23 protein-coding genes and 1 pseudogene are annotated in these 20,224 nt (G+C 28.7%); 17 read left to right on the forward strand and 7 right to left on the reverse strand.

Annotated elements, in window-relative coordinates; all coding sequences use genetic code 11:
- The first annotated feature begins 248 nt into the window (after positions 1–248).
- Entirely contained in the window at positions 249–1,232 is a 984-nt protein-coding gene (locus tag JJC03_RS05770) for an exopolysaccharide biosynthesis polyprenyl glycosylphosphotransferase (protein ID WP_258932589.1), read from the forward strand.
- The gene (locus tag JJC03_RS05775; RefSeq protein WP_088398406.1) at positions 1,233–2,000 is read left to right on the forward strand and encodes a glycosyltransferase family 2 protein; all 768 of its coding nucleotides are present in this window, start codon (positions 1,233–1,235) and stop codon (positions 1,998–2,000) included.
- On the opposite strand, the pseudogene JJC03_RS05780 reads toward JJC03_RS05775, so the two are convergent.
- Both JJC03_RS05780 and JJC03_RS05785 read right to left on the reverse strand, forming a co-directional pair.
- Positions 1,995–3,302, reverse strand: a pseudogene (locus tag JJC03_RS05780) (phenylacetate--CoA ligase family protein). The gene JJC03_RS05775 and the pseudogene JJC03_RS05780 sit on opposite strands and share 6 nt — an antisense overlap.
- Entirely contained in the window at positions 3,302–4,213 is a 912-nt protein-coding gene (locus JJC03_RS05785; protein WP_235874164.1) for a hypothetical protein, read from the reverse strand. Before JJC03_RS05785 ends, JJC03_RS05780 begins: the two are co-directional and overlap by 1 nt.
- A 97-nt stretch (positions 4,214–4,310) precedes the next feature.
- Here JJC03_RS05785 and purD point away from each other — a divergent pair, with 97 nt between their 5' ends.
- Positions 4,311–5,585, forward strand: a complete 1,275-nt coding sequence (purD, locus tag JJC03_RS05790; RefSeq protein WP_088398403.1) for a phosphoribosylamine--glycine ligase — start codon at positions 4,311–4,313, stop codon at positions 5,583–5,585.
- Positions 5,586–5,836: 251 nt separating this feature from the next.
- On the opposite strand, the gene JJC03_RS05795 is transcribed toward purD, so the two are convergent.
- Positions 5,837–6,067: a DUF6341 family protein gene (locus JJC03_RS05795; RefSeq protein ID WP_088398402.1), complete on the reverse strand. Its 231-nt coding sequence runs from the start codon at positions 6,065–6,067 to the stop codon at positions 5,837–5,839.
- A gap of 426 nt (positions 6,068–6,493) precedes the next feature.
- On the opposite strand from JJC03_RS05795, the gene JJC03_RS17450 reads away from it, so the two are divergent.
- The gene (locus JJC03_RS17450) at positions 6,494–7,045 is read left to right on the forward strand and encodes a DUF6427 family protein (protein WP_258932379.1); all 552 of its coding nucleotides are present in this window, start codon (positions 6,494–6,496) and stop codon (positions 7,043–7,045) included.
- On the opposite strand, the gene upp is transcribed toward JJC03_RS17450, so the two are convergent.
- The 3 genes from upp to JJC03_RS17460 are packed head-to-tail and all read right to left on the reverse strand — an operon-like array spanning position 7,040 to position 8,691.
- Positions 7,040–7,693 (reverse strand): uracil phosphoribosyltransferase, encoded by a 654-nt coding sequence (gene upp, locus JJC03_RS05805; protein ID WP_088398400.1) that lies wholly within the window; start codon positions 7,691–7,693, stop codon positions 7,040–7,042. The genes JJC03_RS17450 and upp overlap by 6 nt on opposite strands.
- A gap of 3 nt (positions 7,694–7,696) precedes the next feature.
- Positions 7,697–8,113, reverse strand: coding sequence for a glycosyltransferase (locus tag JJC03_RS17455; RefSeq protein WP_258932381.1), 417 nt, complete (start codon positions 8,111–8,113; stop codon positions 7,697–7,699).
- On the reverse strand, positions 8,080–8,691 hold the full coding sequence (locus JJC03_RS17460; protein WP_258932383.1) for a hypothetical protein: 612 nt from the start codon (positions 8,689–8,691) through the stop codon (positions 8,080–8,082). The genes JJC03_RS17455 and JJC03_RS17460 overlap by 34 nt, the downstream gene beginning before the upstream one ends.
- Positions 8,692–8,721: 30 nt before the next feature.
- Here JJC03_RS17460 and JJC03_RS05815 point away from each other — a divergent pair, with 30 nt between their 5' ends.
- Together JJC03_RS05815 and JJC03_RS05820 are read left to right on the forward strand one after the other, a co-directional pair.
- Entirely contained in the window at positions 8,722–9,324 is a 603-nt protein-coding gene (locus JJC03_RS05815; protein ID WP_088398398.1) for a DUF4254 domain-containing protein, read from the forward strand.
- A 99-nt stretch (positions 9,325–9,423) separates the two neighbouring features.
- The gene (locus tag JJC03_RS05820) at positions 9,424–10,452 is read left to right on the forward strand and encodes a glycosyltransferase family 9 protein (RefSeq protein WP_088444669.1); all 1,029 of its coding nucleotides are present in this window, start codon (positions 9,424–9,426) and stop codon (positions 10,450–10,452) included.
- 38 nt (positions 10,453–10,490) lie between these two features.
- Here JJC03_RS05820 and JJC03_RS05825 read toward each other — a convergent pair whose 3' ends face one another.
- On the reverse strand, positions 10,491–11,546 hold the full coding sequence (locus JJC03_RS05825) for a ferredoxin--NADP reductase (protein WP_088444662.1): 1,056 nt from the start codon (positions 11,544–11,546) through the stop codon (positions 10,491–10,493).
- Between the two features lie 162 nt (positions 11,547–11,708).
- Between JJC03_RS05825 and JJC03_RS05830 the strand changes: the two genes are divergently transcribed.
- From JJC03_RS05830 to atpH, 11 genes are all read left to right on the forward strand, one after another.
- Positions 11,709–13,727 carry a discoidin domain-containing protein gene (locus JJC03_RS05830; RefSeq protein ID WP_235874165.1) on the forward strand — a complete coding sequence of 673 codons (2,019 nt, stop codon included), beginning with the start codon at positions 11,709–11,711 and terminating at the stop codon, positions 13,725–13,727.
- Positions 13,728–13,954: 227 nt separating this feature from the next.
- Positions 13,955–14,878: a type IX secretion system periplasmic lipoprotein PorW/SprE gene (gene porW / locus JJC03_RS17465; RefSeq protein ID WP_258932389.1), complete on the forward strand. Its 924-nt coding sequence runs from the start codon at positions 13,955–13,957 to the stop codon at positions 14,876–14,878.
- 26 nt (positions 14,879–14,904) lie between these two features.
- A complete protein-coding gene (locus JJC03_RS17470) occupies positions 14,905–15,549 on the forward strand; it encodes a hypothetical protein (protein WP_258932391.1) in 645 nt (214 codons plus the stop codon).
- A 74-nt stretch (positions 15,550–15,623) separates the two neighbouring features.
- The gene (locus JJC03_RS17475; protein WP_258932393.1) at positions 15,624–16,481 is read left to right on the forward strand and encodes a hypothetical protein; all 858 of its coding nucleotides are present in this window, start codon (positions 15,624–15,626) and stop codon (positions 16,479–16,481) included.
- Positions 16,482–16,484: 3 nt separating this feature from the next.
- Positions 16,485–16,871, forward strand: a complete 387-nt coding sequence (locus JJC03_RS05840; RefSeq protein WP_088398393.1) for a bactofilin family protein — start codon at positions 16,485–16,487, stop codon at positions 16,869–16,871.
- Positions 16,861–17,091, forward strand: coding sequence for an AtpZ/AtpI family protein (locus JJC03_RS05845; protein WP_088444659.1), 231 nt, complete (start codon positions 16,861–16,863; stop codon positions 17,089–17,091). The genes JJC03_RS05840 and JJC03_RS05845 overlap by 11 nt, the downstream gene beginning before the upstream one ends.
- A complete protein-coding gene (locus tag JJC03_RS05850) occupies positions 17,091–17,462 on the forward strand; it encodes a hypothetical protein (RefSeq protein ID WP_088398391.1) in 372 nt (123 codons plus the stop codon). The genes JJC03_RS05845 and JJC03_RS05850 overlap by 1 nt, the downstream gene beginning before the upstream one ends.
- Before the next feature lie 162 nt (positions 17,463–17,624).
- The gene (atpB, locus tag JJC03_RS05855; RefSeq protein WP_088398390.1) at positions 17,625–18,839 is read left to right on the forward strand and encodes a F0F1 ATP synthase subunit A; all 1,215 of its coding nucleotides are present in this window, start codon (positions 17,625–17,627) and stop codon (positions 18,837–18,839) included.
- Positions 18,840–18,890: 51 nt separating this feature from the next.
- A complete protein-coding gene (locus JJC03_RS05860) occupies positions 18,891–19,085 on the forward strand; it encodes an ATP synthase F0 subunit C (RefSeq protein WP_014165720.1) in 195 nt (64 codons plus the stop codon).
- Positions 19,086–19,176: 91 nt separating this feature from the next.
- A complete protein-coding gene (locus tag JJC03_RS05865) occupies positions 19,177–19,677 on the forward strand; it encodes a F0F1 ATP synthase subunit B (protein WP_088398389.1) in 501 nt (166 codons plus the stop codon).
- Between the two features lie 12 nt (positions 19,678–19,689).
- A complete protein-coding gene (gene atpH, locus JJC03_RS05870; protein WP_088398388.1) occupies positions 19,690–20,223 on the forward strand; it encodes an ATP synthase F1 subunit delta in 534 nt (177 codons plus the stop codon).
- Position 20,224 lies beyond the last annotated feature (1 nt).

The following is a 20,224-nucleotide window of genomic DNA, read 5'->3' on the forward strand; positions in this document are numbered from 1 at the left end:
ATATTTGATCTAAAAGAAATTCTTTCTTTATTCTTAATTTGGACGATTACGTCTAATCTTACACAATTTTACGAAGTATTTCGGTTTACAGCTCCTACTAAAATTATTTTTAAAATTTCCAAGCAGTTATCAATATTTTCCTTCATATTTGTTACACTTATTTTTGTTTTACAAAAGGAAATTATACCTCAGTTCGTTTTTAAATACCTTTTGTATCTTACTTTTTTGTTACTTTTTTTAAGTTTGGTATTTATTATGCGCTAAGAAAATACCGTCAGTTTTTAGGAGGTAATTTTAGAAGAGTAATTATTATAGGACAAAAAGAACGAGCACTAGAGTTGGCTGATTTTTTTAAACGCAATAAAGACCTAGGGTATAGATTGCATGGTTTATTTTCAGAAAGGACTTCTTTTCTAGAATTAAAAAAAATTATTCAACAAGAATCAATAGATGAGATTTATTGTGATTTAAATAGTGTTTCACAAAAATATTCTGATGAAGTTATTGCCTATGCACATAATCATTTTAAAACTATAAAATTAATACCTGATGATTCTGCGCTTTCTCATAATATGTTTTTAGATTATTACGGGTATATTCCCTTAATTTCAATAAGAAAAACACCTTTAGAATTGTGGTTTAATCATTGGATAAAGCGTGTGTTTGATCTTATTTTTTCATCATTGGTTATTCTTTTTATACTTTCTTGGCTTATACCTTTAATAGCTATTATGATTAAAATAGATTCTAAAGGACCTGTTTTTTTTAAACAAGAAAGACATGGAATCAATAATCAAAAATTTGATTGTTTTAAGTTTCGTTCTATGAAAATTAATGAACTGGCAAATGTGCAATTAGCTTCTAAAAATGATGAAAGAATTACGTTATTTGGTAAATTTTTAAGAAAATCAAGTCTTGATGAAATGCCTCAATTTATTAATGTTTTATTAGGCGATATGTCAGTAGTAGGTCCTCGTCCTCAAATGTTAAGTGTTAATGAAGATTATGCTCAACGTTTTGATAAATTTATGGAACGTCATTATATTAAACCAGGAGTAACTGGCTTAGCTCAAATAAAAGGATTTCGAGGAGAAATTCTTACAGATCAAGATATAGAAAATCGCTTGAAATTTGATTTGTTCTATATTGAAAATTGGACTTTGTTACTTGATGTGAAAATTATTCTTGTGACTTTTAAAAAATTTATTTTAGGAGACGAAAAAGCATGTTAAATGAGTGAATTAGTCTCTATAATAACACCAACTTATAATTCTGAAAAATATATAGCAGAAACAATACAGTCAGTTCAATCACAAACATATATAAATTGGGAAATGTTGATTGTAGACGATTTTTCTTCTGATAAAACAATTGACATTATTCTTAAATTCATAAATAAAGATAGTCGTATAAGAATAATCAAGTTAATTGAAAATAAAGGGACTGGAGTTGCTCGTCAAAAAGCACTTGATTTAGCTAATGGAAAATATATTGCCTTTTTAGATTCAGATGATATTTGGAAACCTGAAAAATTACAGAAACAAATAGAATTTATGAAATCTAAAAATTTGCCTTTTACATTCTCATTTTTTGATTGTATAGATGATGATTCAAATTTTCTAGGAAAAAGAGTTCAATCACCTAATCCAATAACTTATGATCAGTTATTTTATTGTAACTTCATAGGTAACCTGACAGGTATTTATGATGTAGATTTTTTTGGAAAAATACCGATTCCAATAAAAAGAAAAAGACAAGATTGGATGCTTTGGTTAGTGATCCTTAAAAAAATTAGATTAGCTGAACCTGTACCTGAAAGTTTAGCTCTTTATAGAATCAGAAGAGATTCATTGTCTACTTCTAAATGGAGATTGTTAAAACATAATTATTTGGTTTATAGAGATTTTCATAAATTTAGCCTTGTAAAATCGTTTTTTAGTATGTTAGTTTTTTTATATGTACAGTTTTTTATAAAAGCCAAGTATATAAAAAAGTTATAACAGTGATTCGAATTGTTTTAATTTACCACGTTTACTTCTAATCAACGTAGATTTCGGTTATAACTAAAATGTAAATTGGGTTCTAGATAAAGATAAATAGCTTTTTCTATATTTAATTTGTTTTCGTCACTTAATTCTGTATCACTTACATAATCTATTTCAAAAGAATCTATTTTAGTTTGTTTGATAATAAATTCCTTGACATTCCCATCATTCTTAATGATACTTTTGGTTACATAATAAAAAGTTAATCCTGGCGATTTTTTACCACTTGGTAAAATTGCAACATCATTAGTTCTTCCAATTAATTTTTTGAGAATAGGTTTTTGACACGTACTTCTTTCATCAAAAACACCTATATCCCCAATGTCATATCGTATAAATGGATGTGCTTTATTATATAATGAAGTAATTACTATACGCCCAGGTTGACCTAATTCTACAGGCTTGTTTTCTTCATCTAATAGTTCAATAAATAGTGTTTCTGTATTTATTAACCAATCATTATTAGGAGATTGAAATGCTATTAAATCTAGTTCAGACGCTCCATATTCATTTACAATAGGAATTCCTAACTGTTTTTCTAATAGTAATTTGTCATCTTCAAAAAGCATTTCTGAAGTAACGATACATACTTTTAAGGAAGGACATATACTTTTAAGAGTAATATTTTTTCTCTTTAAAAATTCTGCAAATAAAACGATTGAACTTGTATATCCATTTATGTAATCAAAATTGGAAGTTCTGAATTTACCTAATACCTTTTCTAAAAAAAAATCTGATAGATTAAAGATAGGAAAACGATATCTATGAGATAAAAAATCTTTTAGGCGTTCTTTATAATAACCTAATCTGTCTAAAGGAATTCCATAAAATCGAGCTTGATAAGAACGATTAAAGTCAATTTGATACCAACTAAAACGATATATGTTGGATGCCCATGTCATAGCATGACTATATTTACATTTTGCAAAAATAAAAGGAGTACCACTAGAACCAGAAGTTTTATTTATGTAAACATTATTTATTGAATAATTCTTAGATAAACGTTCTTTTAAAGGTTTTTGTAAGTCTTTTTAGTCATTATGGGAATATCTTCCCAATTTTTTAAATCTTTTTCACCAAAAAAGATTTGTAATAATCATTATTCTGTAAATGAAAATTTACAATTTCATGTTTCTTTTTTTTAACAAACTCAATATGCGATTCATCAGATAATTGAGTAATTTTAATTAATTCCCTTTTAGCTTCTTTTAAAGGAAAACCATTGATTTTGAGTGATATGTCAAATAAATTAAACATTATACTTTTAAAATAATTATAATATTACCAGCAGTTAGCTCTTCAATTGAATAATTTTTAAAATCAGGATGCAACTTTACCTTTTTAAATAAACCTTCTTGAGGGCTATCTGATTTTACACTATCAAAATGTAAATATTCAATAGAGTAATTTAAAGATTTAAATAAATCAAGGTACTGAGGTAATCGCCAACGATTATGATAGTCAAAACAAGTTTGAATTTTATTCCATTCATCTTGACTATATTGTAAAAAATCTTGTAAGGACAAACTAGTATCACTATATGCTCTATGATCACTAGGTGAGATAAAATGTATAATAAAACTTCCAGGTTGTAAAGAATTTTTGAACTGCTGATGCATTTTTACCATATCCTCAGGTCTTACATGTTCCAGTACAAAACGTGAAAAGATAATATTAATATCCTTTGGTAGATCTTGATCTACAATATTTTGATTAGGAAAATAAAGTACTTCATTTGGAAGCTGATAAGGATTAGTTGGTTTTATAACAACATTATAATTTTTTTGAAAAAGATTATTAAACTTGGTTATTGCATTTTTTTCATAGTGTTTATTTAAATCATAAGTATATACTTTTTTTATAGCCGCTTTATGGATAAATAAATAAGGCATAATTGGTAACCATCCAGATCCAATTTCAGCTATTGAATTTCCTTTTAGAGAAATATTTAATTCAGAAGTAATTCTTAAAAAAGTTTTAAAAGTTTCTTCAGAACTCTTTATTTTTAAATGAATATTTTTATTCTCTGATAAATTTTGAAGAAAATGATATAAACAATATCCTATTTTTGAGGGTAAAATTTCAAGTGTTTTAAAAACATATGTTTTTAATTTATGGTTCATTGTAGTAAATGATTTTTCCAAAAATAAGAAAACACAAGCTTTCATAATCATTTTAAACAAACTATTTTTGCAAGATAAATTAATCGTTAGCTAATTGATGCTATGTTTAATAGCAATGAGGCTACAACAACACAACAACACTATGATAATTTTACTCTTAGGTTCAGGCGGAAGAGAACACGCTTTAGCTTGGAAAATGCTACAAAGCTCACAATGTACAAAGCTATTTGTTGCACCAGGAAATGCTGGTACGTTAAAAATAGCAACAAATGTTTCTTTAAATCCATTAGATTTTAATGCAGTTAAAGATTTTGTAATTCAAAACAAAGTTGAAATGGTCGTAGTAGGTCCAGAAGATCCATTAGTGAACGGAATCTATGATTATTTTAAAGCAGATATACAGTTAAAAAATATTCCTGTAATAGGCCCTTCAAAAATAGGAGCTCAATTAGAAGGAAGTAAGGAATTTGCAAAACAGTTTTTAGTTAAAAATAATATTCCAACTGCTCGTTACGAAAGTTTTACGAAAGAAACGGTAGAAGAAGGATGTCAGTTTTTAACTACACTACAATCACCATATGTTTTAAAAGCAGATGGATTAGCAGCTGGAAAAGGAGTTTTAATTTTAAATAATTTAGTTGAAGCACAACAAGAATTACGTAACATGCTAGTTGATGCTAAATTTGGTGATGCCTCTTCAAAAGTAGTAATTGAAGAATTTTTAGAGGGCATTGAGTTAAGTTGTTTTGTACTTACAGATGGTAAAACATATAAAATTTTACCTACAGCTAAAGATTATAAGCGTATAGGGGAAGGCGATACAGGGTTAAATACAGGAGGTATGGGAGCTGTTTCACCAGTACCATTTGCTGATCCCATTTTTATGGAAAAAGTAGAAACCCGTATTGTAAAACCAACTGTTGAAGGATTGCAAAAGGATAATATTGATTACAAAGGATTTATATTTATAGGTCTTATTAATGTAAAAGGTGAGCCTATGGTGATTGAATATAATGTACGTATGGGAGATCCTGAAACAGAAGTAGTAATGCTTCGTATAAAATCTGATTTAGTTCAATTATTTCAAGCAATAGGTAAACAAGAATTAGCTTTCGAAACTTTAGAAATAGATGAAAGAGCTGCTACGACCATAATCGTTGCTTCAGGAGGTTATCCAGAAGATTATGAAAAAGGAAAAGTAATAACAGGTCTTGATACCGTGACGAACTCTATTGTTTTTCATGCAGGAACTAAAAAAGAAAATGATACAATCGTAACTAGTGGTGGACGTGTATTAGCCGTTTCTTCTTACGGAAAAACATTTTCAGAGGCTTTACAAAAATCTTATACAAGTATTAATAAAATACAGTTTGATAAAATGTATTTTAGAAAAGATATTGGAAAAGATTTACAATAAAAATTGAATATAAAAAAAGAGACTCTTTAAAAATTAAAAGAGACATTTAGTTTTTTACGATGATATATAGGAGGACTTTCAGGATTAAATGGTTTTAGATTTATTCTTTGGTTAAAATGATAAAAAAGCTTTTATTGGGTAATTTCATTTATTTAGTTAATAGAACAAATGATCTTTCAATAACGGAGAATATAAAAAAGCCTATAAGAAAATCTTATAGGCTTTTATGATCTTTCAATTTAAAAGATAAATTATTTCAAAAACGAATGAGCTGTAGTATCTTGCTGATCTTCGTTATTGTCCTTAAATATTTTTAATTGTTTGATCCAATACCAAATATAATAACAAATAATAGCCCATAATACCCAGTTAATAAGGTTAGCAATCCACCAGTTTTTTAACTCTGTGGAGCGCATTAAGTCGTGTGGAGCAAATAAAACAGCTTCAAATAACCATTGAATTGCTTCAAAAATTGATTTCATCATGACGAATGTATTATATTTACACAGCAAAAATATAAAATATACTTATGATTACAAGTGTTTTTAGTAAATCTCGACCAATAAATTATGTAATAGTTATAATTTTATTGGTAGTTTGTTTTTTGTTTTACCAATTCAATATTAGCCCCCTAGGTTTAACAACAATAGAGATTGGAAAAAAATATTATTATTATTGTTATTAATAGGATCTTTATTAATTACTAATTTTATTACAAAAAAAAATGGGTTAAGTAAAGATAATAGTTATACTTTTTTATTATTTTTTATTTTCTTAATACTTTTTCCTAATACACTCTCTGATTTAAAATTAATTTTATCTAATGCTTTTATATTATTAGCTTTGAGAAGGTTAATTTCAATGCATTCAATGATAACACCTAAAGAAAAAATTTTTGATGCTTCATTATGGATTTTTTGGCTTCATTAATTAATTTCTGGTGTATACTTTTTTTACTATTAGTTTTTTCATCTATTATACTTCATGTATCAAGAGATTATAGAAATTGGCTTATACCCTTTATAGCCTTTTTTACCGTTTTAGTAATTGGTTTAATGTTTTCTTTAGCTCTTTATCCAGAATTTTTAACGTTATATCCTAAGCAAATTTATATTGATTTTACTGTAAATGATTTAACCAATGTTTTTCAAAATATGGCAGTAGCAATTTATGTAATTGTCGCTTTAATTGCTTTTATAAGCATGCTATTTATTTTACAAAGTAAGATGTCTCATCTGATTTCATCTTATCGTAAAATTATATTCGCTTTTTTAATAGCATTAGGAGTTTATTTTGTAATGCCTCAAAAACAAAATAGCTACTTGATATATACTTTTGTACCTGTAGCTATTATGTTGACAAACTATTTAGAAACAATTAAGAAAATTTGGTTAAAAGAAGGAATAGTTCTTTTCTTAATGATAGCTAGTTTAGTAGCTTATTTATTACAAATATTATAGCTTTTCACCATATGCTAAGTCTCCTGCATCTCCAAGACCAGGTACTATATAATTTTTTTCATTAAGTTTTTCATCTATAGAGGCAATCCATAAATGACTATTTTTAGGTAAATTATTTTCTAGGTATTGTATACCCTCTGGAGCAGCAATAACAACAGCTATATGAATTTCTTTCGGTTTGTGTTCTAGATATAATTTATTAAGTACAGCAACTATAGATTGCCCAGTTGCTAACATAGGATCAATAAGGATAAGACTTTTATCTTGAAAAGAAGGGGTTGCTTGATATTCTACTAATATTTCAAAATTATCATCATTGTTATAATGGTGTCTATAGGCTGATATAAACCCATTTTCGGCCTCATCAAAATAATTAATAAATCCTTGGTGTAACGCAAGTCCTGCTCTTAATATTGAACATAAAACAATAGGATTAGCGAGTTTTGTTGTATGTTTTACTCCTAAAGGTGTTTTTATATCTATATTTTTATAATCCAGTGTTTTACTTATTTCATAAGACATAATTTCACCTATACGTTCTATATTTTTTCTAAAACGCATACGATCCTTCTGTATATTTATATCTCTTATTTCTGTTAAAAAATGATTTAAAATGCTATTTTGTTCTGATATGTGATGTATTTTCATGGATTAAATTTGATTAGTTTTTTCAAAGTATTTTTTCATTACAAGTAGCCCAATTATTTTTTCTCTTTTTAAATCAAGAAATTGTTGGCAATACGCATTTGCATTCTGAATAATTTTGTTTGCTTCTGATGGATTTTCTATATAATAATTTATTTTTTCTTCTAGATTAGAAAAATCAGAATTAATCTCTATATAATGTACATCTGGGATTAATTTACCCTCCATAAACCAAGTTTCGTATGTTGGTTTTGGCATTACAGCAATTGAATTAGATGACATTACCCATTTTAAATTACTGGCAACATCATTACCTTCTAATGCCATAATAAATTTATAATCTAAGTGTTCCCATAGTGTTTTTTTAGGAACTTTCCATTCCTTTTTTGTTATGTGTTTTGAAACATCCCCAAGATCAAACAAAGGATTGTCAAAAAAGTATTCATAAAGGTTACTCTTTGTTGTTTGCCTATTATTTTTCCTCGAAAGATTACTTTGTTAAGTTTCGTTTCAAAAATTTTATTATCGTTTAAAAAAATAAAATGACGTACTTTGTCAAGATTTAGTAATACACTATTTTCATTATTCCCTAGTATAGGTCTGCTTTTTAGAATAGAAGGTTCTTTAGGGATATCAATTATATCTCCATAACAAGTAAAAAATTTAAGAGAAGGGTTAAAATATCTAGTTATAAATTCTGTATCATAATAGTATACAGACCCCGCCTTATCTATTTTATTTTCTTTTAATTTTTTAGCGTTTGAAGCAAGATCCTTGTTTTTATTTAACTTATTATAGTAATTTACTCTTTCTAGTATATAATCTTTGTCTGTTCTAGAGTTAAAATCATTAATTATCTTATAATATTGATCTCTAAAAATAGATTTTGGTAAAGAATTTAGAATAATATTGTTTAGATAATATTTCCATTTAGGGTTTTTTCCACTATTAAATAAAAAATTAAGGTTCATATAAGATGAATTAATTTCGTAAAAATACATAATTTTGTGGAACATTTTAATAACCTATCTATGTTCGCAGAATTTGCTTTTCCTATATTTGAAAGAAGTATTCAAGAATACCACATAAAAGACGATGTTTATCAACAAATTATGAATCCTTACGGAAAGGGCTCTATTGAGCATTTGTTGTATGCAAAAAATTGGGTTGATACGGTACAATGGCATTATGAAGATATCATACGTGATCCTCAGATTGATCCAATAGCCGCCTTAGATCTAAAACGTAAAATTGATGCTTCTAATCAAGTTCGTACAGATATGGTAGAATACATAGATGGTTACTTTCTTAATAAATATGCTACTGTTGAAGTAAAGTCAGACGCTCGTATCAATACAGAAAGTCCTGCTTGGGCTATTGATAGACTATCTATTTTAGCACTTAAGATTTATCATATGAACGAAGAAGCTACTCGATTAACAGCTACTGAAGAGCATAGAGCAAAATGTCAGGAAAAATTAAATATACTTTTAGAGCAAAAGAAAGATATGTTTATTTCGATTAGCCAATTAATTGAGGATATAGAAAAGGGAGACAAGTATATGAAAGTGTACAAACAAATGAAAATGTACAATGATGAAGAATTAAATCCTATCTTATACCAAAATAAATAATGATTATAATTTAATTTTGCAAAACCATTACTAAGTTAAGTTTTTTTCTTTTTGATTTTACTTATAATTATTAGTGGTTTTGTTATTTTAAAGTTTACTATGAAGCATCTATTGATTATTCGTTTATCGGCTATGGGAGACGTTGCCATGACGGTTCCTGTTTTAAGGGCTTTGTCTTTAAAGTATCCCGAGTTGAAAATTACAGTAGTTTCACGTCCTTTCTTTAAACCTTTTTTTAAAGATCTAGAAAATGTTAACTTCTTTTCAGTTGATCTCAATAAAAAACATAAAGGAATGCTTGGGCTTGTACGATTGTATAACGATCTAAAAAAATTAGATATCGATGCTGTTGCAGATTTTCATAATGTACTTCGTTCAAAAGTTATTAGAGGATTATTTGCTGTTAGTGGGAAAAAAGTTGCATTTACAGATAAAGAACGTAAAGATAACAAAGCATTAACCCGTGCTAAAAATAAAGTTTTTGTACCTGTGAAATCTATGTTCGAAAGACATAAAGATACCCTTTTACGATTAGGATTTTCTTTTGATTTATTAAACCCTCAGTTTCCAAGTAAAGCGTTATTGTCCGATCAAATTCTAAAAATAACTGGGAATAAGAATTATAAATGGATAGGGATAGCTCCTTTTGCTCAATATGAGTCGAAAATATATCCTTTAGACTTAATGCAAGAAGTTATCGATAGTTTGCAAAAAGAAACAGTTAAAATTTTTTTATTTGGCGGAGGTAAGTTGGAAATAGAAAAATTGTATAAACTTAAAAAAGATTATACTAATGTTGAAGTAGTTGCAGGTAAAATTAAGTTACAAGAAGAATTAGATTTAATTTCCAATTTAGATTTAATGCTTTCTATGGATTCAGGAAATGGTCATATTGCTTCTATGTTAGGAATTAAAGTGGTAACTCTTTGGGGAGCCACCCATCCATATTCTGGATTTAGCCCATTTAATCAACCTTTAGAAAATTGTTTAACAGCCGATAGAGAAAAGTATCCAATGTTACCCACATCTGTTTACGGAAATAAAAAAGTAGAGGGATACGAAGAGGTTATGCGTACTATAAAACCACAACAGGTAGTCAATAAAATAAAAAAGGATTTAGTTTTATAAAATAACCAAACCCTCTTTATAATTACTATTTTTATTTATTATACATCATCAAAATCTATTGTGATTTGAGCTGATGTAGGGTGCGCTTGACAGGTTAAAATTAAGCCGTCAGCTACTTCTTTATCTGTTAGAATAGAATTTTTCTTCATAGTAGCACTTCCAGAAGTAACTCGTGCTATACAACTACTACAAACACCTCCTTGACATGAATAAGGAGCGTCCATTCCCTGTTTTAATGTAGCTTCTAATAGAGTTTGTTTGGCAGACATTTCAAAAGATTCAGTGTCACCATCTAGTATAACTGTAACTTTTGTGTGTTCAAAAGAATTAGCATTAGATAAAGTATTTTCAGATGTTGATGAAGCTGAAAATAATTCAAATTTTATGTCTTTTTCACTTACTCCTTTTTCTTTTAAAGTCTTATTGATAACATTGATCATCTCCTCAGGACCACATAAATAATATTTCTCAAATTCCTGACCAATATGTTTTTGGTGAATTGTATTAACAATTGATTTGTCAACTCTTCCAGTCAATTGATGTTCTATTTGTTCTTGGCTATATACATAATGAACCGTTAATCTACCTAAAAATTGCGTTTGTAATTCCGTTAATTGATCATAAAAAATAGTTTCATTACGCGTTTTATTTCCGTAGACTAATACAAATGAACTCTTAGGCTCTTGCAATAACACAGTTTTTATTATAGCCATTATAGGAGTAATCCCACTACCTGCTGCAAATCCCATATAGTTTCGTTGACGGTCCGATTGGGGTTCAAATGTAAAACGCCCTTCAGGTAGACCAACTTCTAGGACATGCCCTTCTTTTAATTCGGTGTTGGCAAATTGTGAAAACGTACCATTTTTTACAGCTTTAATCGCTATACGAAACTCTTCAGATGAAGGAGCTGTACATAAAGAATATGCTCTTCTAATTTCTTGACCATCTAAAGTTAATTTTAAGGTAACATATTGACCTGCTGTGAATTTGTAAAAATCTTTAAATTCTAAAGGGATATTAAAAGCAACTGAAACAGCGTTAGGTGTTTCTCTTTTTACCTCTTTTATTGAGAGTTTATAGAATACTGACATAGGTTTTGTTTTATAATACAAAGGTAAAAAATATAAGCTTCATCAATTAGAAATTAGACATTCAATATTAAATAATCCTATTTTACTATTTTTTCTTTTTTGAGCTTTTAGAGTAATTTTTTTAAAACATATTATAATTAGATTTGAAAAAAATCAATGCTTATGAAAAAAATTTACATTTTATGTTCTGTTTTCTTAACCAGTCTATCAATAAAGGCTCAAGAGACAGCTTTTTTTGTTCACGCACACCAGGATGATGCAGTCTATTTTTGTGGCGTACCGCTATTTGATAAGGTTAGTAGTGGAGTAAAAACAGTAGCTATTCTTACAAGTGCATCAGATCAAGGAGCACATGATGGTATTTATACTGCTGATGCAGGAATAGATATAACAACACCATTTTATCAAGCTCGAGATTATGGCTATAAAAAAGCATTAGAATATTGTTATACAAATGATAATTTGCCATTAAATTTTAGTGAAACAACTGTCGAAGTAACTTTTGCTGGGAAAAAAGTTAGAAAATGGACGTATGGAAACAATATTACAATGTATTTTTTAGATTTACCAAATGGTAATTGTTGTAGTTTAAATATGGATGGTTATCCGGCTAATAATGGCCAGTCAATTGAAAAACTAAGAAAAGGTACTATAGAAACAATTACCAATGTAACGAATACTTCCACTTATACTTGGACAGAGTTAAAAAATACAATCAAAGCTATTTTTGAAACTGAAAAAGGTTCTATATCTACTGTTTACTCCACAGATGTTGATTTATCAAAAAACCCAGGTGATCATGCGGATCATTATATCACATCAGTATTAGCACTACAAGCAATGGACGGTTTGCCAGGATTTAGTTCTAAATTGCATACAGATTATGAATTGTCTAATAAAAATCCAAATCTTACAGAAACTGAAAAAATTAAAAAGATTTCTACTTTTGGAGCTATGATTTCAGGGATCGGAACGAAAGGTTATAGAGCGAATAGACATTTATCTTATACTAATTGGTTTATTTCAGAATATATAAGAGATGCAAATATCCATAATGAATTAATTAACCTTAGTAATGAATTAGGAGGAAATCCTTACAATAAACCTAATATTGCATTAAATAAACCTTCTTCTGTTTCAGGTTCAGAAGCAGGTCATGATGGATCAAAAGCTAATGATGGTGACGTATATACTTACTGGGGTAATACACCTTATACTCAATCTTGGCAGGTTGATTTACAAAACAAGTATAATGTTGAAGATATTCAAGTTATTAATTATTTTCAAGATTCCCGTTACTATAAATACAAAGTTTATGCTTCTACAGACAATATAAATTGGATCGTTGTTGCTGATAACTCTAAAAATACTGATTTGTCAACAAATAAAGGGAAAACGTTTAATTTTTCTAATCCAGTTCAAGCAAGATATTTTAAAATAGAAATGCTTTATAATTCCGTTAATCAAGGTGTTCATATAGCTGAATTTATTGCACATGGAGATTTAGTGCCAGAGACTCGTACTAATATTGCATTAAACAAACCAACTACAGTATCAGGATCAGAATTAGGTACTGAAGGGCCTAAAGCTAATGATGGAAATTTAAATACTTATTGGGGTAATACACCCTATACACAATTTTGGCAGGTTGATTTACAAAATTCGTACAATGTTGATGAAATCAAAGTCGTTAATTATTTCGGGGACACACGTTCTTATAAATACAAAGTTTATGCTTCTACAGATAATGTAAATTGGACAATGGTTGCTGATTACTCAAGTAATATAAGTTTGTCAAATAGTGCTGGAACATCTTTTCCTTTCAGTAAACCTGTGCAAGCCAGATATTTTAAGGTAGACATGCTTTATAATTCAGTCAATCAAGGGGTTCATATTGCAGAATTTATGGTTTATGGAACTATTTCCTCTGCATCTAATAGAATTTCATCAGATGAAAAAGGAGGTCTATTTTTTATTAAAAATCCAATAAAAAAAGGAGATAAACTTGATTTAAATAATACCAGAAACATAAATGAAGTATCCTTATTTGATCTTAATGGTAAAAAGATTTTAACTAAATTAAATTTAAAAGAAAATGAAACAATAGATACCTCTAATTTACCATCAGGAAATTATATTCTAAAACTAGATTATAAGACAGAAAGATTAATTATAGAATAGTTTTTTATTCTAAATATATAAACCTTCTTTGTGATAGCAAAGAAGGTTTTTTTATTTTTATTTTATTACTTTTTAAAAGAAGTGTACTTTTACCAGTTAGAATACTAAAAAAAAAAATTTAGAGTTTATATTAAAAAATATAGTCATTTGAAAAATCACCGTTTAATATATATTGCGTCTTTTGGATTGTGCGCATTTATAATTGCTTGTTCTACCAAAAAGATACATTGATATCTAGAAATTGGCATGCTTTAAACTCTAAGTATAATACTGTGTACAATGGAGATGTTTCATTAAAAGCAGGTATAGAAGAACTAAAAAAAGGATATGTTGATAATTTTTGGGAAATCTTACCTGTTGAACGTATGCAAATTGAAGAAGAAAATTTTTTACCAGGTCAAAAGAGTAAAAATGCTAATTTTACACGTGCAGAAGATAAAGCCGTAAAAGCTATTCAAAAACACTCTATGAATATTGAAGGTAGAGAACGAAATTCACAAATGGATGAAGCCCATTTGTTGTTAGGGAAAGCACGATATTATGACAAAAGATTTATCCCCGCATTAGAGGCCTTTAATTATATCTTATATAAATACTCTAATTCAGATAAAATTTATGAAGCAAAAGTTTGGAGAGAGAAAACAAATGTGCGATTAGAAAATGATGCTCTAGCAGTTAAAAATTTAACTCTACTTCTAAAAAGATATGATTTACCTTTTCATATAAAAGCAGACGCTAATGCATTGTTAGCTCAAGCCTATATTAATCTTGAAGAAAAACAAAAAGCAGTAAAACCAATAAAAAAAGCTATTGAATATACCGCTAATAAAGAAGAACGAGCTCGTTATCGTTTTATTTTAGGACAATTATATGAAGAATTAAAATATAAAGATAGTGCCTATGTAGCCTTTCAAGAAGTTATTGACATGAAAAGACAATCACCTCGTCTATATGTTATTCAGGCTCACGCTAAGCAAGCCAGTTTAGTAGATGTAACAAAAGATACATTAATTTTTACAAAAAAATATGCCAAACTATTAAAAGATAGAGAAAATCGTCCGTATTTAGACGTTTTAAATCATCAAGTTGCCCTTTTTACGATCAATTTAAACTACAAGAAAAGGCCAAAAAATATTATAACAAATCATTAAAATCTGTTTCAAATGATAGCTATTTAGTGGCTTCTAATTATAGAAATTTAGCCAAAATTTATTTTGATCAAACTAAATACGAAATAGCAGGTAAATATTATGATAGTACTCTAACTAAATTTACAAAGAAAAATAGGGAATACTTTATAATAGAGAAGAAAAGAAAAAATCTAGACCAAGTAATAAAATATGAAAGTATAGCTAAACATAATGATAGTATTATTTCTTTATTGGCTATGTCTGATGAGGAACGTGTTTCTTACTTTCAAAAAATTATATTAGAACTTAAAAAAACAGATTCATTACAAATAGCCTTAAATAAAAAAAAGCAGGTTGTAGAAGAAAATCGCCAACAGAATCTTAAGCAAAACGATGATCTTTTCTTTGATCCAAATCTTGTGCCTACTCCAGGAGGAGCCCGAAATATCACCCCATTAGGATTAGATAATTCTAAAAATTTATTTTATTTCTATAATCCTTCAACTGTTGCTTATGGGAAAATTGAATTTGCAAAAAAATGGGGAAAACGAGCTCTAGTTGATAATTGGAGATGGTCCGTCCAAACACAAAGTCAGAAAAATAAGGAAATAAATCCCACAGATTCAGAAGCTAATAAAAAGAATCAGAAACAGTTGCTGTTAATGAAAAATATACACCAGATTTTTATGTAAATAAGCTTCCCTCTTCAAAAACTGTAATCGATAGTTTAATAAAAGAAAGAAATAATGCCTATTATAACCTAGGTTTGATCTATAAAGAAAAATTTTTTGAAAATAAAGTTGCAGAAGAACGTTTTGAAAAGCTACTAGCTAATAATCCGGAAGAACGCTTTATTCTTCCAGCCAAATATAATTTATTTCGTTTATACGAAATTTCTAACCCAGAAAAAGCACAGCAATTAAAGAACGAAATTATAGTAAACTATCCAAATACTCGATATGCGCAATTAGTTAATGGGCAAATATCAGAAAAAAATGATTCAGAAGCTCCAACTAAAGTATATAAGGATTGTCATGCAATGTTTGAAAATCAAGAGTATAAACCAGCATTAAATAAGATAAATGATTCCATGATATTATTTTCAGGTGATCCTTTATTGCCAAAATTTGAATTATTGAAAGCTTCATTAAATGGGAAATTACTCGGTTTGAATGCCTACCGAGAAGGAGTTCAAAAAGTAATAAGCACATACCCTGATACAGAAGAAGCTACAAGAGCAGAAGAGATTTTACGCTTAGATATTCCAAAGATGGAGCAGATGATACTCTCAGCAGATACACTATCTACTAAGTGGAAAATATTGTATAAAGTAGGGTTAAAAGAAGATGCCGCTACTAAAAATTTAATAGATAAGTTAGAAAAATATATAAAAGAGAAACAATATTATAAGTTTTTTGTATCTTACGATGTTTATAATGAAACCGATAATTTTGTTGTAATTCATGGTATATCTTCTCGTGAATATGCCCGTTTTTTAGTAGAATTATTAGCTAAGACAAAAGGTTACCAAGTTAAAGAAAGTGCTACTGTTATATCAACTCAAAATTATTCAGTTATTCAGACCAAGAAAAATTTAAATGAATATCTACAACTAAAACTTTAATTTATGTTTGACAAAAAACCCAAAAATTATACAGACCTACTAGGAAAAACAAATCGCATCGTTGAAGGAACTACAATAAAAGGGGATATTGAATCAATTGCAGATTTTAGATTAGATGGTCATCTAATCGGTAACTTTAACTCAAAAGCTAAACTGGTAGTAGGACCAGCAGGAAGTGTTTTGGGAGATATAAATGCCCAAAATGTGGATATAGAAGGTAAAGCAGAAGGAAAAATAATAGTAGAAGAAATATTAAATGTAAAAGCAACAGCTACCATAAATGGAGATGTAAGTTGTGGTAAATTAGCAGTTGAACCTGGAGCAAAATTTACAGCAACTTGTGTAATGAAAACCATTGCTCCCTCATTAAATGTAGTAAATGGAGAATAATAAAGAAGAAAAAGAAAAGTCTAAAGGAAATAAATGGCTTTCTTTGGTCACCATTCCTTCGCAAATGGGAGTTACTATCTACTTATTTTATAAATTAGGAGAATGGGTAGATAAATCTTATCCAAGTTCTTATTTTTATTATGCTAAAGTTTTGACACTGTTCGGAGTCTTTATAGCTTTATATAATGTTATCAAACAAGTTAATGAAATTAATAAATAATGCTTATTAAAGAATTTTTACAAAAGCTATTCCTTGTAGGAATGGCTTTTTACTTACTCAATTTTGGATACTTATTTTTATCAAATCAGATAATTACTCCAGCTTTTTACATAATACATGTTTTCTTTTTGTTTTTTTATCTATTAGGAATCTCAATCATGGCATTCTTGTTGGAAAATAAAAAAGATCTCGTAGGAGTAGGTTTTTTAGTAGTTATTACCAATCTTTTTATTTTTACCTATATTTTCAATAGATGGTTATTACAAAAGAATTTCTTATTTTCTAAATGGAACTTCTTTATTTTATTTATAGGTTATCTAGTTACAATAACTTTTTTAGTAGGTAAAAAATTAAATCAGATAAAATTTTAACTACTTGATTAAGTGTGTTTAAAGGGCTTTTGTAGCCTTCTCAGACTTTTGAGTTTAAAATAGAATAAAGATTGATGTATTTTTTTTCAGCAATCGTTTTTCATATAAATAAAAAATGTACCTTTGCACCGAAATTTACGAACATAGAAATTTTTCATTCCTATGATGATTACAAGAAAACCTGTGTCATTACTAATGTCTGCCTTTATAGGCTTATTCTCTTGGGTAGCAATGGCTAACCCTACGACAGATTCTACTCATGTAACTGAAAAAACAGCTCATGAAGCACACGCTATGGCGCATGATAGTACACATGTTACTACAGCCGCACACGCTGATAAAGCTCATGCTGTGGAACATCAGTCAAATCATGAAGGTCCTATTAATGAGAAACCAGAAGTACAAGCATTTATTAAACATCACTTATTGGATTCGCATGATTTTAATTTGTATGCAGATGGAGAAACGGGACACCATGTAGGTTTTCCATTGCCAGTTATTTTATTTGATAATGGTCTTCATGTGTTTATGTCGTCAGCTTTTCATAATGAAAAAGAATTAGCTGAAGTAGATGGTAACTTCTACAAAATGGTTCACGGTGTAATCTACAAATCAGATGCTGAGGGTACTGTTACAACTAACGAACATGGTCATCCAACTAATGCTAAACCATTAGATTTTTCGATCACTAAAAACGTATTTTCGTTATTAGTAACTGCTATCTTAATTTTCTTTGCTTTCACATCGTTAGCAAAAACCTATAAAAAAGGAAATACTTTACCAACTGGTTTTGGTCGTGTTTTAGAACCTTTAGTAATTTATGTTCGTGACGAAATTGCACGTCCAAATATTGGCGAAAAAAAATACAAAAAGTTCATGCCTTATTTACTAACTGTTTTCTTCTTGATCTGGACTTTAAACTTAATTGGTTTAACTCCATTAGGGATTAATGTTACTGGAAATATTGCGGTGACTTTATGTTTAGCATTGTGTACTTTAGTTATAACAAATGTGAGTGCTAATTTAGATTATTGGAAACATATCTTCTGGATGCCAGGTGTACCAGTTCCAATGAAGATCGTTCTGGCTCCAATTGAAGTTTTAGGTATTTTTACAAAACCTTTCTCATTAATGATTCGTTTATTTGCTAACATTACAGCAGGTCACTCAGTAGTAATGGGCTTAATTGCAATCATTTTCTTGTTCAAGCAACAATTGACACCAGGTGGTGCAGTAGGGGTTTCATTAGCTTTAACATTATTTATCTCTGTGATTGAATTGTTAGTAGCTTTCTTACAGGCATTTATCTTTACAATGTTATCATCATTATTTATTGGCATGGCGGTTCAAGATCACCATCATGATGATCATCATTAATAGAAAAAGAAATTTAAAAAAATTGTTTAATTATTATATAAATCTTTTATTATGACAATTCCAAATTTAGTAGGTGCTGGTTTAATCGTAATCGGAGCTGGTTTAGGTTTAGGTAAAATTGGTGGATCTGCAATGGATGCTATTGCTCGTCAACCAGAAGCTGCTGGTAAAATCCAAACAGCGATGATCATCATCGGTGCCTTATTAGAAGGTTTAGCATTCGGTGCCTTAATTTTAGGTGCTTAATCAAGATGTAAATTACGCTTTGCAACGGTTGGTTGCAAAGTGTAATTTTATTTAACCTATTATTTTATTAATTAAACATAAAACATCAATAATGGAAAAAATATTTAATGATTTTGGATACGGTCTATTCTTTTGGCTAGTTGTTATTTTAGCAATTTTAATCGTTTTATTAGCTAAATTTGCATGGAAACCGATCATGGAATCTATTGAAGCTCGTGAAGAAGGTATTCGTAGTGCTTTACAAGCTGCTGAAAATGCAAAAAAACAAATGCAAGAATTACAAGCAAATAATGAGCGTACTTTAAATGAAGCACGTGCAGAACGTGATAATATGATAAAAGAAGCTCGTGAGATTAAAGAAAAAATGATTGCAGATGCTAAAGAAGAAGCACAAGCTCAAGGTTCTCGTTTAATTGAACAAGCTAAAGCTTCTATCGAAAGTGAAAAAAATGCTGCAATGGCAGAATTAAAAACACAAGTTTCAACTTTATCTTTACAAATTGCAGAGAAAATTTTAAAAGATCAATTATCAAGCAACGATTCTCAAGTTAAATTAGTTGAGAAAATGTTAGATGAAGTAAAATTAAACTAATAATAAAAGTATATGTCAGGTAACAGAGCCGCAGTACGATATGCAAAAGCAATTTTAGATCTTGCTACTTCTAAGGGTTTCGCTCTTGAAGTAAACAATGATATGACTTTGATTGCTAAAACTATTCAAGATAATGCTGAATTAGCTTCTTTTATAGCCAATCCAACTTTGAAAATTGAAATAAAAAATAATGCTTTGCTAGAAGTTTTCAAAGATACTACAGCTGTAACTAAATCTTTATTTCAGTTGTTATTAGAAAATAAACGATTTGAACTTTTAGATAAAATAGCTGTTCAATATACAAAATTGTATGATGAAGCTAACGGAGTAGAAGTAGCAACAGTAACTACTGCTATAGCTATCACAACTGAACTAGAAGCAAAAGTATTAGCTAAAGCAGCTACACTTACATCTAAAAAAGTTACTTTAAAAAATATTGTAGATCCAGCGATTATTGGTGGGTTTATTTTAAGAATTGGTGACAAGCAATATAATGCTTCAGTAGCTAATAGTTTATTAACATTAAAAAGAGAATTGAGTAATTAAT

The sequence above is a fragment of the Flavobacterium oreochromis genome, assembly GCF_019565455.1.
Lineage (GTDB): Bacteria > Bacteroidota > Bacteroidia > Flavobacteriales > Flavobacteriaceae > Flavobacterium > Flavobacterium oreochromis.